Genomic DNA, 14,126 nt, shown 5'->3' with positions numbered 1-14,126 from the left:
CGAAAAAAGGATGTTATAATTCAAGATTCGTAATTCAAAATTCAAAATTGATTTTATGACCATTGGTTTCTCAATCTATAACCACTGGAACTTCAATCCGAATGATAAACTAAGGTAATCACGGGGACGGAGATAGCTATTGTTTACCGCACTGATGACATACAGGTCGCACGTACTTATTTCATAGAAAAAAGTCACCGACTTGGCCAAAAATCTACGTTGCGGATCAATATCGTATGTCAACCGTTGTCCCATGAAAACATGAAAACGTACTTTGCTGGAGAAACCATAGTAACCTCTCGGATAACGTTCCGGTTCATTCACCCAAAACTGGTTGCCAAACACAGTGTTCATATAAAGCCCGCAGGTAAGAGGTTCCGTAGAGAAACCCTTTCCGATGTTGATACTCCAGGGCATATAGTTCTGCTTGAGCGTCATGGTTACTTTAGCCTTCTTTGACGAATATTTCGGGATAAATCCGAGCAATATATCCGTTTCCCACTGATTATGTTTCCCGTAATCCCATCCCGTACCAAAAGAAATCAATCCCATGTTTCCGGCATACTGTATTTTGGAGTGCGTCGGGATAATCCGTTCCCAGTGGCTGCGGAAACGGTGAATCCGGTTATCGTAGCGACTGCGTTTCACCTGCTTCGGTGCAACCGGTAATACAGAGTCCGCTTTAATAATCGTAAATATGGAATCTCCTGTGCGAAAAGTGATAATTGAATCATCTTTGATAATGAAACGGAGTGAATCAGCCTTGTATGAGTTTATGATTGTATCTGTTTTGCAAGTAGCTGAAGTCAGACCGGGAAGTAACAGAAGTACGGATAATACTCCTGCTCGCAAGATATTGTTAGTATTTAACCAGTTCATATTCATATTTTTCCGGGGTTATTGTAAAAACCAGATAAGTACGGTAATCCATACAATCACTGGTAACATAATGTATTCCATCATCAAAGATCACATCGTCCTGATAATGGTGGGTGTGGGCAGCTGTGCAAACTTGTATTCCCGGGTATTGTTTGATATAATGTTGAAATAATTTAGCTACATTATCGTTGAATACATCCGTGTAAGGGCGTGCGTGCATACAAATGACAGTTTTTTCAAACTCGTCCGGCCTGCTCGTTATCTCTTGTTCCATAAAGGTGAAGTTGGGCACAGGCTCAGAGTAGTCATACTCCAGCGCATTGGTGTTCAGGCAGACAAATTTCACGTTGCCTGCGATGAAAGAGAAGTTAGTGGGCCCGAATACTGCCTTGTATGTTTCTTCTCCCGTTCCCAAACAATCATGGTTGCCGATAAGGGCTACATAAGGCACGTTAAGTCCGTTCATGATATCCCTTTGCCAGAGAAACTCTTTGGTTAGTCCGAAGTCGCTCATATCCCCTCCGTGAATAACGAAGTCGATATCATTCCGTTTATTAATTTCTTTCACGAAATCTTCCGTTTCGTCATACCATCGTTGCGAGTCGCCCATAGTCACAAAGCGTATGGTGGTTTTGCCTTGGCAGTTTGCCTCTATTCTTTCGATATTATGTGCATTGACCTCTGTTTCGCCGCTGATACGGACATCGTATGGGTGGTAATCTATCATGCCGCATCCGGAAAGTAAAAAGCACGACATGAATACATATACATTCTTTCTTATCATAATTATTTTGTTTATAGTCTAGAAAACTAAACGCAAAGATAAAGTTTTCTATTTGGATGAACAATCGCCTAACAGGCAAATAGGACTCTTTGAACAATAAATGGGAGATATGGAACAGTATCCGATTTGTCTAATAATTAGACGGTCCTGTCTAATAATTAGACGATGTTTGGGAAGCTAAGAAAAGGTAAATGGTTGAAAATGAATAGCTATTCTTGTTTGGCATACTTTCTGCATGACTAAAAACGTCAATAGTAAAACCGGAAATAAATCTATGTAGAACAACATCATAAATAAAGAAGATGATACAGATTGAAAATATTAGTAAAGTATTCCGCACTACCGAAGTGGAGACGGTTGCGTTAAATCATGTGAACCTTGAAGTAAAAGAAGGAGAATTTGTTGCTATCATGGGACCGTCTGGCTGTGGAAAATCCACCTTATTAAACATCCTCGGCCTGTTAGATAACCCCACTGAAGGCTCTTACCTGCTGATGGGGGAAGAAGTAGCCGGCCTGAAAGAAAAGGAACGTACCCGTGTCCGTAAAGGTAAACTGGGCTTTGTATTCCAGAGTTTTAATCTGATAGATGAATTGAACGTTTATGAGAACGTGGAACTTCCGCTCACTTACTTAGGCCTTAAATCTTCCGAACGCCGTCGAATGGTAGAAGACATTCTAAAAAGAATGAATATCAACCACCGTGCAAAACATTTTCCTCAACAGCTTTCCGGCGGACAGCAACAACGGGTGGCGATAGCCCGCGCGGTTGTTACCAATCCTCAGCTAATCCTTGCCGATGAGCCTACGGGTAACCTTGACTCAAAGAACGGAGCGGAAGTGATGAACCTGTTGACGGAACTGAATAGAGAGGGGACAACCATTATCATGGTGACCCACTCACAGCACGATGCCAGTTTCGCACATCGTACCGTACATTTATTCGATGGAAGTATTGTAGCAAGTGTAAAGGCATAAACAGAGAACCAACCATGAGACAAATCTATTATACTATACGTACCTTATTGCGTGAACGCGGATCGAATATCATACGAATCATTTCCCTTTCCTTAGGGCTTACTATCGGTATTCTGCTTTTCTCGCAGATAGCCTTTGAACTAAACTATGAGCAATGCTATCCGGAGGCGGAACGCCTGGCACTCGTACGTTGTCAGATGACTAATCTTAGCACAGGCAAAACCGCAGGTGATGATGGAGAGATCGGTTATGACTATACTGTTTTCGATGTGGTGGCACCTACTTTGGCAGAAGAGATGCCGAAGGAAATAGAAGTAGCCAGTTGTGTCCTTTCGATGGGTGGCGCTAATATCTATTATGAAGATAAACTGTTGCCCGATGCAGATTACATCTTTGCAGATACTTGTTTTTTTCAAACCTTCGGCATACCGGTGTTGCAAGGTAATCCCAAAGATATGATTATGCCCGGAAGCGTTTTTGTTTCGGAGCATTTTGCCCGTGAGACGTTCGGGGATGAAAATCCTGTCGGGAAAGTGCTTTCTGTTGAAAAACAAAACACACTGACCATACGTGGAATCTACAAAGATGTACCGGAAAATACGATGCTCACTCATGATTTCGTGATATCTGTTCATCAAAATGGAGGGTATCATGCAGGAGCCGGTTGGGGAGGAAATGATGTCTTTTATGCTTTCCTTCGTTTGCGCCATGCTTCGGACATTGACAAAGTGAATGCTGACATTCAGCGGGTGATCGGTAAATATACCGCATTAGAGTTTGATGGCTGGAAAATTGAATTTAGCGCCATTCCATTGGTGAAACGTCATCTGGCTTCTCCCGATGTACAAAAGCGTTTGGTCATTTACGGATTTTTGGGCTTTGCTATCTTCTTTGTGGCTATCATGAACTATATGCTGATATCCATTGCTACTTTAAGCCGTCGTGCAAAAGGAGTGGGAGTGCATAAGTGCAATGGAGCCAGTTCCACCCATATTTTCAGAATGTTTATGGCAGAGACGGGAATCCTTGTCATTCTTTCCGTATTGCTTAGTTTCTTACTGATAATCAATGCGCGTGGTCTGATTGAAGATTTACTTTCCGTCCGTCTTTCCTCACTTTTCACTTGGGAAACGTTGTGGGTACCGTTGCTCACTATCCTTGTTCTCTTCATACTGGCAGGTGGCATACCGGGACGATTATTCTCCCGTATCCCTGTCACGCAAGTATTCCGCCGGTATACAGATGGGAAGAAAGGATGGAAACGTTCGTTGTTGTTTGTGCAGTTTACGGGAGTTTCTTTCGTCTTGGGATTGTTGCTGGTCACTCTGTTGCAGTACAGTCATCTGATGAGCCGTGATATGGGTATCGTCGTGCCCGGATTAGCTCAAGCGCAGACATGGTTGCCTAAAGAATCGGTAGAGCATATCAAAGACGATTTGAACCGCCAGCCGATGGTAGAAGGAGTGACCGTTGCCGTAAATGGGGTGTTGGGAGAGTACTGGACACGCGGACTGATGGGAAATGACGGTAAGCGGATTGCCACCCTTAATTTCAACTCCTGCCATTACAACTATCCTGAAGTAATGGGTATTAAGATTATAGAAGGCACTACGCTGAAAAAGCAGAACGACTTATTGGTAAACGAAGAACTGGTGCGTCTGATGAAATGGACCGACGGAGCAGTAGGTAAAACAGTGAATGACATTCAAGGAACGATTGTAGGTGTATTTCGTGACATTCGCAATAACAGCTTTTATGGGTCGCAATCTCCTATTGTCCTAATTGGAGATGAAAATGCCAACCACGCCTTTGATGTCCGTTTGAAAGAACCATATAACGAGAATCTGAAACGTCTGAACGAGTTTGTAGAAAACACCTATCCGAATATATCCTTGCGTTTTATCCTAGTAGATCAAATGGTGAAAAATATCTATAAAGACGTATACCGCTTCCGCAATTCCGTCTGGATCACTTCCGCCTTTATCCTGCTGATCGTTATCATGGGATTGATTGGCTATGTGAACGATGAAACCCAGCGCCGGAGCAAAGAGATAGCTATCCGGAAAGTGAATGGAGCCGAAGCATCTCATATCCTCGGATTACTGACACGTGACATTTTATACGTTTCAGTGATTTCTATCCTAGTAGGCACTACTGTTTCTTATTTTGCAGGGCAGGCATGGCTCGACCAGTTTGCCGAGCAGATTGATTTGAATCCATTGCTTTTTGCAGCTGCTGCCTTGTTCGTCCAATTACTGGTTGTTATCTGTGTCGTTCTGAAAGCATGGCACATTGCGAACGAGAATCCGGTCAATAGCATTAAGGCAGAATAAACTAAATGGCAGAATAGGGCAGACGTCGCCTTATTCTGCTATTGCCGGATGCTGTTTGGAAACCTTCTTGATGTAAATCATCAGGCTGACAACAGCCGTAATAAATGCCAGCGCATCCGATACCGGCATACTGATCCAGATACCTTTCAATCCCCACCAGTTAGGGAAAAGTAATAAGCAAGGCAAAAGATAAAGCAGCTGACGCGTCAGCGAAAGGAAAATACTGATTTTAGCTTTGCCGATACTCTGGAAGAAGTTACCGATTACAATCTGTGCCCCTACAAACGGGAACATCAACACAGTCAGCCGGATACCGCCTACCGCCAAATCAATCAATTCATCGCTATCGGTGAAGAGTGCCGATACTGCATGAGGGAAGAACTCACAAATCACGAACCCGCTGCTCGTAATCACTACTCCGGAGATAATTCCCAGTCGCAATGTTTGTTTCACCCGGTCTATTTTTTGTGCTCCGAAGTTGTAGCCCACGATTGGTTGCATACCCATAGTCAGCCCCAACACAATCATTACATAAAGTGTCAGCAACCGGTTGATGATACCATACGCGCCGATAGCCATATCGCCCCCGTAGTTTTGCAGACTGTTATTGATGATAATAACGATGGCACACGCACACACATTCATCAGGAATGGAGACATACCGATGGCGAAGATACTTTTTATAATTCTTCGTTTCATCTTCCAGATATTCCCCTCAAAATGCACCGTACTGTCTTTCTTGGTGAAGTGGCTCACCACCCACACCATACCGATCAACTGCGAGATAACTGTCGCCGTAGCCGCCCCCCTCATTCCCCATTCGAAGTGGAAGATAAAAATAGGAGCGAGGATGATGTTAGCCACCACTGTCACCATCGAAGTAAGCATAGCCTTTTTCGGATATCCGGTAGCGCGCATCACGTTGTTCAGCCCGATCATAGTGTAAGTGATGGGAGTTCCCAGTAAAATCACCTGCATAAAGCTACGTGCATACGGAAGCGTTTCCTGGCTGGCTCCGAAGAAAGTCAGTATATCATCCAGGAAGATAAAAGACAGAATACCGAAGAAAAGAGAATTTGTGATACAAAGCATCAACGTATGTGACAAAATTTCCGTAGCCCCTTTCATGTCCTTCTGTCCCAGTCGAATAGAAGCGAGGGTGGAACCTCCTGCCGAAACCAATGTACAGAAAGCGACAACAAGATTCATCAGTGGGAAGCTGATAGCCAGTCCGGCAATGGCCATCGGTCCTACGCCATGTCCGATAAAGATACTATCAATGATGTTGTAGATAGAAGTAATCGTCATTCCTATAATCGCAGGAATGGAATATTGTAACAGCAACTTGCCAATACGTTCTTTGCCTAAAATATGTGGGTCGTTCTTGCTCATGCGCCAGTCGATTTTGTTGGATAAAAACGTATGTTACGTTTTTTTTAGTTTTGCAAAGGTACGAATTATTTGCCTGATTCGATGATTATTCGGAACTTTGCGGTGATAGATACACAAGGTTTAACGTTTTAGGTAAAAAGACAGTTTAATATGAATACAACGAAAACAATTGCAGCACTCTTCGACTTTGACGGTGTTATCATGGATACAGAAACGCAGTACACTGTTTTTTGGAACGAGCAAGGACGGAAATATCTGAATGAAGAAGATTTCGGACGCTGTATCAAGGGACAGACACTATCGCAAATCTATGAAAAGCATTTTGCGGACAAACCCGAAGCGCAGCTCGAAATAACCGCTGAACTCAATATTTACGAGAAAAAGATGTCTTACGAATACATCCCCGGAGTAGAAGCCTTCATAGCTGATCTTCGCCGGAACGGTGCAAAGATTGCCGTAGTCACCAGCTCCAACGAAGAGAAGATGGCAAACGTCTACAATGCTCATCCCGAATTTAAAGGAATGGTAGACCGTATTCTGACAGGAGAAATGTTTGCCCGTTCAAAGCCCGCTCCCGACTGCTTCCTGCTGGGAATGGAAATCTTTGAAGCCACTCCCGAAAACTCCTACGTCTTTGAAGATTCTTTCCACGGCCTGCAAGCCGGCATGACTTCCGGGGCAACCGTGATCGGACTTGCCACCACCAACTCACGCGAAGCTATCACCGGAAAAGCCCATTCTATTATAGATGACTTTACCGGCATGACTTACGAAAAAATGATTTCTCTTCATAAATAACGATTTTATTTTTAGATAGCCTCCCAGCTATCTAAGCGAGGCGTTTGAAAGGATTTTTTGCTTTTCCTTCTCTGTTATGAATTAAATGTTATAACTTTGCCGCGATTTTTGAAAGGCGTTCAGCGCCATATTAATTTTTAATCATTAATTTTTAATTAAAAAAGACATGGCTGGTTATATATCAGATGACACAAGAAAGGTGACTACTCATCGCTTGGTCGAAATGAAACAGAGAGGCGAAAAAATATCTATGCTGACTGCGTATGATTACACAATGGCACAGATTGTAGACGGTGCGGGAATGGACGTAATCCTCGTAGGCGACTCCGCTTCTAACGTAATGGCAGGTAACGTGACTACATTACCTATCACACTCGACCAAATGATTTATCATGCCAAATCCGTAGTACGTGGTGTAAAGCGTGCGATGGTGGTAGTTGATATGCCTTTCGGATCTTACCAAGGCAATGAGATGGAGGGGCTTGCTTCCGCTATCCGCATCATGAAAGAAAGCCACGCTGACGCATTGAAGCTCGAAGGCGGTGAAGAAATCATCGACACGGTGAAACGTATCGTATGCGCCGGTATTCCTGTGATGGGACATTTGGGACTCATGCCTCAATCCATTAACAAATACGGAACCTATACCGTACGCGCCAAAGATGAAGCCGAAGCCGACAAACTGATTCGCGACGCTCATTTATTGGAAGAAGCAGGCTGTTTTGCCATTGTACTCGAAAAAATCCCTGCTACCCTTGCAGAGCGTGTAGCTTCCGAGCTTACTATTCCTATCATCGGAATCGGTGCCGGTGGCCATGTAGACGGTCAGGTATTGGTTATTCAGGATATGCTTGGGATGAACAACGGATTCCGTCCGCGTTTTTTGCGTCGTTATGCTGACTTGTACACGGTGATGACCGACGCCATCAGCCGTTACGTTTCCGATGTGAAGAATTGCTACTTCCCCAACGAGAAGGAACAATATTAAGATAGTATATGGCAGTTAAATTGTGGACAGTTCATTTTATGCGGATATGTGTAGCTAATTTGCTGTTGTTTATATCCTTGTATGTGTTATTTCCGGTGCTTTCCGTAGAGATGGCCGACCGTCTCGGAGTGTCGGTCGCACAGACAGGAGCAATCTTTCTTTTTTTCACCTTGGGGATGTTCCTCATCGGTCCTTTCCATGCCTACCTGGTAGATGCCTACAAACGTAAATACGTATGTATGTTTGCCGCTGCCTTGATGGTACTGGCGACGATTGGATACGCCTTTGTGACGAACCTCACAGAACTAATCCTGTTGAGCACCGTGCAAGGACTAGCCTTTGGCATAGGCACTACTGCCGGTATCACCTTGGCTATCGACATCACCAACTCCACATTGCGGAGCGCGGGAAATGTCAGCTTCTCGTGGACGGCACGCCTGGGAATGCTCTTGGGTGTCATCCTCGGAGTATGGCTCTACCAAAGCTACACATTCCAAAACCTGCTTACCGTATCTGTCATAACCGGACTTGTGGGAATCCTCGTATTATCAGGGGTATATGTACCTTTCCGTGCGCCGATTGTCACTAAACTCTATTCCTTCGACCGCTTCTTGCTGCTTCGTGGATGGGTTCCCGCCATCAACCTGATTCTGATAACATTCGTTCCGGGCTTACTGATTCCATTGGTACACCCTTTTCTAAACGATTTCGTACTCGGAAACGTGGGAATCCCCGTACCGTTCTTTGTAGGCACAACCCTCGGATACATTGTCTCCCTGTTTTTCGCGCGCCTGTTTTTCTTCAAAGAGAAAACGCTGCGCCTGGTCATTATAGGAATCGGGGTGGAAATGGTAGCCATGTCCTTATTGAATACAGACCTTTCGATAGGCATCTCTTCCGTACTCTTGGGATTGGGTTTAGGTTTAACCATGCCGGAATTTCTGGTGATGTTCGTGAAACTATCCCATCATTGCCAACGCGGGACAGCCAACACTACCCATTTGCTGGCAAGCGAAGTCGGCATCTCCTTGGGTATTGCTACTGCGTGCTACTTAGAATTGAATACAGACAAGATGCTCCATATCGGACAGATGGTAGCTTCCATCGCTTTGTTGTTCTTTGTATTGGCCACTTATCCTTATTATAAAAAGAAGAAAGTAAGATAATCATCAACGGAGATACAAGATAAATACCCTATCAGAAAGAAGAGAGACAAATAGCAGATCACCTTCTGCAAACCATAAAACGACGAACGGTGAACAAATTGCGCATCTTGCTGCAAATGTTCACCGTTCACTGTTTTTGCGTGTTTGCCGTAACTCTTATTAATTCCTGCTCACCTGTTTGACTCCCTTCACTGTCCGTAACTTCTTGATAAGAGCTTCCAAACGCCCTGTATCACCCACCATTACCGTCAGTGTACCCGAGAACAAACCATCGTGCGAATCAATGCCGATGGAACGCAGTGTGATACCATTCTCTTTCGAAATAATAGAAGTAATATTTGTCACAATACCAATATCATCATGTCCTACAACGCGCAGCGTGATTGGATATTGCGTACCTTCCGACTTGCCCGCCCAACGGGCCTTCACAATCCGGTAGCCGAAACGTTCGCGCATCTGATTCGCGTTCGGACAATCCGACCGGTGTATCTTGATTCCACCGCTCACCGTTACGAACCCGAACACATCATCGCCATAAATGGGGTTACAACATTTAGCCAGTTTAAACTCCAGTCCTTTCAGATTCTGGTCAATCACCAGTACATCCTCTTTAGCCGTCGTTTCCTCCTGTGCGGTCTGCAAATTATACCCTTCGGCACTGCGATAAACAATTTCATCATGCGTATCATTGTCCCGTTTCTGCTGTTCGATATATTTATCCAGAATCTCGTTCACATCCAGTCCGCCATCAGCAATCCGTTGATAAAACTCTGTCACGTTCTTGAATCCCAAACGCTTGATGAGGCGCATCATGGTCGCTTCATCATACTCCAGTTTGCGGTTCTTGAATTTCCGTTCCAGCGTCTCCTTGGCGAACGCATGCTGGCGTGCCACCATCTCTTTGAGCGCCTGCCGTATCTTGGTGCGCGCTTTGGAAGTCGTCACGATGCTCAGCCAGTCCTGTTTCGGAGTCTGGGTGTTTGAAGTCATGATTTCCACCTGGTCGCCGCTGTTCAACTTCTGCTTCAACTGCACGTTCTTACCATTCACTTTCGCGCCGATACACTTGCATCCCAACTTACTATGTATATGGAAAGCAAAATCGAGCACCGTAGCTCCTTTGGCCAACTTGAACAAATCCCCCTTGGGCGTAAAGACAAACACTTCATCCTCGTAGAGATCCATCTTAAACTGATCCATCACCTTCATCGAGTCATTTTCCGCGTTCTCCAATGCCTCCCGTACGGAAGTCAGCCATTCGTCCAAGCCTGTTTCGCCTTTGATACCTTTATATCTCCAGTGCGCAGCCAGTCCGCGTTCCGCGATCTCGTCCATCCGTCGGGTACGTATCTGTACTTCCACCCATTTCCCTTCCGGACCCATCACGGTGATGTGCAACGATTCATAACCGTTACTTTTCGGTATCGAAAGCCAGTCGCGCAGACGCTTCGGGTTCGGCTGGTACATATCCGTCACAATCGAATACACCTGCCAGCACTCCTGCTTCTCTTTCGCCGGATCCGGTTCCGAATCCAGTATGATACGGATGGCGAACAAGTCATAAATCCCCTCAAAAGGAGTCTTTTGCTTTTGAATCTTGTTCCATATCGAGTGAATTGACTTCGTGCGTCCCTTGATGTCGAACTTCAGTCCAGCTTCCGCTACCTTCCTTTGGATCGGTTCGATAAAAGCGGCGATATACTTGTCGCGGGAAGCCTTCGTTTCGTTCAGCTTATCCTTGATGAAATAATACGTCTCTTTCTGCGTATATTTGAGAGACAAATCCTCCAGTTCCGATTTCAGCTTATACAATCCCAGCTTGTGTGCCAGCGGAGCATACAGATACGCCGCTTCGTTTGCCACCTTGAGCCGGTCCTCCTCATTGCCCGTATCCTTAATTTTGCGCATCACGTTCACGCGGTCGGCAATCATAATCAGGATTACGCGCATATCCTCCGCGAACGACAGTAGCAGATTACGGAAATTCTCCGACTCGATGGCAGGACTTTTGGCATACAGCTCGTTCGTTTTCACCAATCCCTTGATGATGCTTGCCACGTCTTCACCATATTCAGCGTTCACCTCGTCGATAGACAATACATGACCTTTCACGATTTCGTGCAACATGATCCCGATCAGGCATGAACCTTTCATACCGATTTCCTCGGCAACGATCACTGCTGTTTGTAAATCTCTGATGACGGGATTCATCCCGAAGTTATTGCGTTGCAGACCGTTACATTGGGCCGCCTTGATAAGATGTTTCTTTAACTTTTGGCAATCTCTCCAGGAAATACTGTCTCCGGCAGACTGCAATAAATGTCGATAGAGTGAAAAAAGCTCCTTTTTTTCCTCCAATGTAAAAAAGTCGTCCATATTCAATCTTGTTAATTCGATGTAAAAGTAGTTTTTTTTCCGGTTATTCGGCAAGAAGTAAATAACATTTTGTATTTTTGGGCATCAATTAATAAAATTAGATATTATGATAACGACACAGGACAAAGAGTTGCTTGCCAAGAAAGGCATCACGGAAGAGCAAATTGCGGAACAATTAGCATGCTTCCAGACGGGATTTCCCTTTTTAAAACTGGATGCGGCAGCTTCCATCGAAAAGGGCATATTAGCTCCCGACGCAGAAGAACAGAAGGCTTATCTGGCCGCCTGGGACGCATATACAAACACAGATAAGACTGTTGTGAAGTTTGTGCCTGCCTCCGGTGCTGCAAGTCGTATGTTTAAGAACCTATTCGAGTTTCTGTCCGCCGATTATGACCAGCCGACTACCAAGTTCGAGCAGGCCTTCTTTGACGGAATCAAGAATTTTGCTTTCTATGACGACCTGAATGTGGCCTGCCAGCGTATCTCCGGAAAAGACATTCCCGGACTGATGGAAGAAGGCAACTATAAAGCAGTGGTGTCCGCCCTGCTGGAGACTGCCGGACTGAACTATGGCGCACTGCCGAAAGGTCTGCTCAAATTCCATAAATATCCCGAAGGCTCCCGCACTCCGATGGAGGAACATCTTGCCGAAGGCGCTCTGTATGCAGCCGGCAAGAGCGGTAAAGTGAACGTGCACTTCACCGTGTCTACCGAACACCGCGAACTTTTCAAGAAGCTCGTGACGGAAAAAGTGGATGACTTCGCCAAACGTTACGGCGTAGACTATTACATCACCTTCTCCGAGCAGAAGCCAAGTACTGACACCATTGCTGCCGATATGGACAACCAACCGTTCCGCGACAACGGCAAACTGCTGTTCCGTCCCGGTGGTCATGGCGCGCTGATTGAGAACCTGAACGACTTGGACGCAGACATCATCTTCATCAAGAACATCGACAACGTAGTGCCCGACCGTTTGAAAGCCGACACCGTTACATATAAGAAACTGATTGCCGGAGTGCTCGTGACCCTGCAAAAACAAGTATTCGAATACCTCACGCTGCTCGACAGCGGTAAGTATACGCACGACCAGATGATGGAAATGCTTCAATTCCTGCAAAAGAAGCTCTTCTGCAAGAACCCGGAAACAAAAGACCTCGAAGACTCCGTACTGGCCATCTACCTCAAAAACAAGTTCAACCGTCCGATGCGTGTCTGCGGAATGGTGAAGAACGTAGGCGAACCCGGCGGTGGTCCGTTCCTTGCCTACAACAGCGACGGAACCATCTCCCTGCAAATTCTCGAAAGCTCGCAGATCGACATGGACGATCCGGAGAAGAAAGAAATGTTCGAGAAGGGTACGCACTTCAATCCGGTAGATCTTGTATGCGCTGTGCGTGATTATAAAGGACATAAATTCGACCTGGTGAAATATGTAGATAAAGCCACCGGCTTCATCTCCTACAAATCGAAGAACGGTAAAGACCTGAAAGCCCTCGAACTTCCCGGCTTGTGGAATGGTGCGATGAGCGACTGGAATACCGTCTTTGTAGAAGTTCCTCTTTCTACCTTTAACCCGGTGAAGACAGTGAATGACTTGTTGCGTGAGCAACATCAGTAATTTATTCACCACAGAGGACACAAAGGACACAGAGTTTTTTCGGTAAGGTAAGACCGGAAGCAATGGAATCAATAGCATTAATCCGGTGAAAAAGTTCTATAAAAACTCTATAAAATCTCTGTGTCCCCTGTGCCCTCTGTGGTGAAACTTAAAAAAGAGTGTTTAGAATGAATCAGATAGAGAAGATCATTGATATTGCTACTTGGAACAGAAGAGAACATTACGAACATTTCAGTGCTTTTGACGATCCGTTTTTTGGAGTGACGGTCAATGTAGATTGTACGTGCGCGTATCAGGAAGCCAAAGACAAAGGTGTTTCCTTTTCCCTGCTCGTCCTTCACCGCATTGTGACTGCCGCAGCTGCCGTGGAAGAGTTCCGCTACCGTATCGAAGGCGATCGAGTGGTGTGCTATGATAGTCTTCTGCCCGAAGCCACTGTGGCCCGTGCCGACCACACCTTTTCTTTTGCCGCCTTTGAATACGATCCGGACGAACTCGTCTTTATTCGTCAAGCAAAAGCCGAGATGGAACGTCTGCAAGCCACTACGGGACTCAACAAAGGAGGTACGTTTCATCCCAATGCCATTCATTATTCGGCTGTGCCGTGGCTTTCTTTCACCGATATGAAGCATCCCGCCAATATGCGTTCGGGCGACAGCGTTCCCAAAATCTCCACCGGTAAATACTTCCGCGAAGGAGAAAGGTTGCTGATGCCCGTTTCCGTCACTTGCCATCATGGATTGATGGATGGCTATCATGTAGCGCAGTTTATTGAGAAGCTCCATTTATAAACTTCGTTCTGAAAAAAG

11 protein-coding genes are annotated in these 14,126 nt (G+C 45.3%); 7 read left to right on the top strand and 4 right to left on the bottom strand.

What is annotated here, in order from left to right:
• Positions 1-75: 75 nt before the first annotated feature.
• Both GD631_RS16700 and GD631_RS16695 read right to left on the bottom strand, forming a co-directional pair.
• Positions 76-879: a hypothetical protein gene (locus GD631_RS16700; RefSeq protein ID WP_143258668.1), complete on the bottom strand. Its 804-nt coding sequence runs from the start codon at positions 877-879 to the stop codon at positions 76-78.
• Positions 860-1,663, bottom strand: coding sequence for a metallophosphoesterase (locus GD631_RS16695; RefSeq protein ID WP_143258667.1), 804 nt, complete (start codon positions 1,661-1,663; stop codon positions 860-862). The genes GD631_RS16700 and GD631_RS16695 overlap by 20 nt, the downstream gene beginning before the upstream one ends.
• 302 nt (positions 1,664-1,965) lie before the next feature.
• Here GD631_RS16695 and GD631_RS16690 point away from each other — a divergent pair, with 302 nt between their 5' ends.
• Positions 1,966-2,640 (top strand): ABC transporter ATP-binding protein, encoded by a 675-nt coding sequence (locus GD631_RS16690; RefSeq protein ID WP_004316968.1) that lies wholly within the window; start codon positions 1,966-1,968, stop codon positions 2,638-2,640.
• 14 nt (positions 2,641-2,654) lie between these two features.
• Entirely contained in the window at positions 2,655-4,973 is a 2,319-nt protein-coding gene (locus tag GD631_RS16685) for an ABC transporter permease (protein ID WP_143258666.1), read from the top strand.
• Positions 4,974-5,003: 30 nt separating this feature from the next.
• Here GD631_RS16685 and GD631_RS16680 read toward each other — a convergent pair whose 3' ends face one another.
• The gene (locus GD631_RS16680) at positions 5,004-6,365 is read right to left on the bottom strand and encodes an MATE family efflux transporter (protein ID WP_143258665.1); all 1,362 of its coding nucleotides are present in this window, start codon (positions 6,363-6,365) and stop codon (positions 5,004-5,006) included.
• A gap of 150 nt (positions 6,366-6,515) precedes the next feature.
• Here GD631_RS16680 and GD631_RS16675 point away from each other — a divergent pair, with 150 nt between their 5' ends.
• From GD631_RS16675 to GD631_RS16665, 3 genes are all read left to right on the top strand, one after another.
• Positions 6,516-7,163: an HAD family hydrolase gene (locus GD631_RS16675; RefSeq protein ID WP_143258664.1), complete on the top strand. Its 648-nt coding sequence runs from the start codon at positions 6,516-6,518 to the stop codon at positions 7,161-7,163.
• A gap of 166 nt (positions 7,164-7,329) precedes the next feature.
• The gene (gene panB / locus GD631_RS16670) at positions 7,330-8,151 is read left to right on the top strand and encodes a 3-methyl-2-oxobutanoate hydroxymethyltransferase (RefSeq protein ID WP_004316964.1); all 822 of its coding nucleotides are present in this window, start codon (positions 7,330-7,332) and stop codon (positions 8,149-8,151) included.
• Positions 8,152-8,159: 8 nt separating this feature from the next.
• On the top strand, positions 8,160-9,317 hold the full coding sequence (locus tag GD631_RS16665; protein WP_143258663.1) for an MFS transporter: 1,158 nt from the start codon (positions 8,160-8,162) through the stop codon (positions 9,315-9,317).
• 159 nt (positions 9,318-9,476) lie between these two features.
• On the opposite strand, the gene GD631_RS16660 is transcribed toward GD631_RS16665, so the two are convergent.
• Positions 9,477-11,693, bottom strand: a complete 2,217-nt coding sequence (locus GD631_RS16660) for a RelA/SpoT family protein (RefSeq protein WP_143258662.1) — start codon at positions 11,691-11,693, stop codon at positions 9,477-9,479.
• Between the two features lie 106 nt (positions 11,694-11,799).
• Here GD631_RS16660 and GD631_RS16655 point away from each other — a divergent pair, with 106 nt between their 5' ends.
• A complete protein-coding gene (locus GD631_RS16655; RefSeq protein WP_015531024.1) occupies positions 11,800-13,317 on the top strand; it encodes a DUF4301 family protein in 1,518 nt (505 codons plus the stop codon).
• Between the two features lie 167 nt (positions 13,318-13,484).
• On the top strand, positions 13,485-14,108 hold the full coding sequence (locus GD631_RS16650; protein ID WP_143258661.1) for a chloramphenicol acetyltransferase: 624 nt from the start codon (positions 13,485-13,487) through the stop codon (positions 14,106-14,108).
• Positions 14,109-14,126 lie beyond the last annotated feature (18 nt).

The sequence above is a fragment of the Bacteroides luhongzhouii genome (assembly GCF_009193295.2).
Taxonomy (GTDB): domain Bacteria; phylum Bacteroidota; class Bacteroidia; order Bacteroidales; family Bacteroidaceae; genus Bacteroides; species Bacteroides luhongzhouii.
Note: the sequence above shows the minus strand (reverse complement) of the source record. Positions and strands in the feature narration are given on the sequence as shown.

Excerpts from the sequence above, each read along its gene's own strand:
- GD631_RS16700 (WP_143258668.1), bottom strand. The coding sequence starts at position 879 with ATGAACTGGTTAAATACTAACAATATCTTGCGAGCAGGAGTATTATCC.
- GD631_RS16695 (WP_143258667.1), bottom strand. The coding sequence starts at position 1,663 with ATGATAAGAAAGAATGTATATGTATTCATGTCGTGCTTTTTACTTTCC.
- GD631_RS16690 (WP_004316968.1), top strand. The coding sequence starts at position 1,966 with ATGATACAGATTGAAAATATTAGTAAAGTATTCCGCACTACCGAAGTG.
- GD631_RS16685 (WP_143258666.1), top strand. The coding sequence starts at position 2,655 with ATGAGACAAATCTATTATACTATACGTACCTTATTGCGTGAACGCGGA.
- GD631_RS16680 (WP_143258665.1), bottom strand. The coding sequence starts at position 6,365 with ATGAGCAAGAACGACCCACATATTTTAGGCAAAGAACGTATTGGCAAG.
- GD631_RS16675 (WP_143258664.1), top strand. The coding sequence starts at position 6,516 with ATGAATACAACGAAAACAATTGCAGCACTCTTCGACTTTGACGGTGTT.
- panB (WP_004316964.1), top strand. The coding sequence starts at position 7,330 with ATGGCTGGTTATATATCAGATGACACAAGAAAGGTGACTACTCATCGC.
- GD631_RS16665 (WP_143258663.1), top strand. The coding sequence starts at position 8,160 with ATGGCAGTTAAATTGTGGACAGTTCATTTTATGCGGATATGTGTAGCT.
- GD631_RS16660 (WP_143258662.1), bottom strand. The coding sequence starts at position 11,693 with ATGGACGACTTTTTTACATTGGAGGAAAAAAAGGAGCTTTTTTCACTC.
- GD631_RS16655 (WP_015531024.1), top strand. The coding sequence starts at position 11,800 with ATGATAACGACACAGGACAAAGAGTTGCTTGCCAAGAAAGGCATCACG.
- GD631_RS16650 (WP_143258661.1), top strand. The coding sequence starts at position 13,485 with ATGAATCAGATAGAGAAGATCATTGATATTGCTACTTGGAACAGAAGA.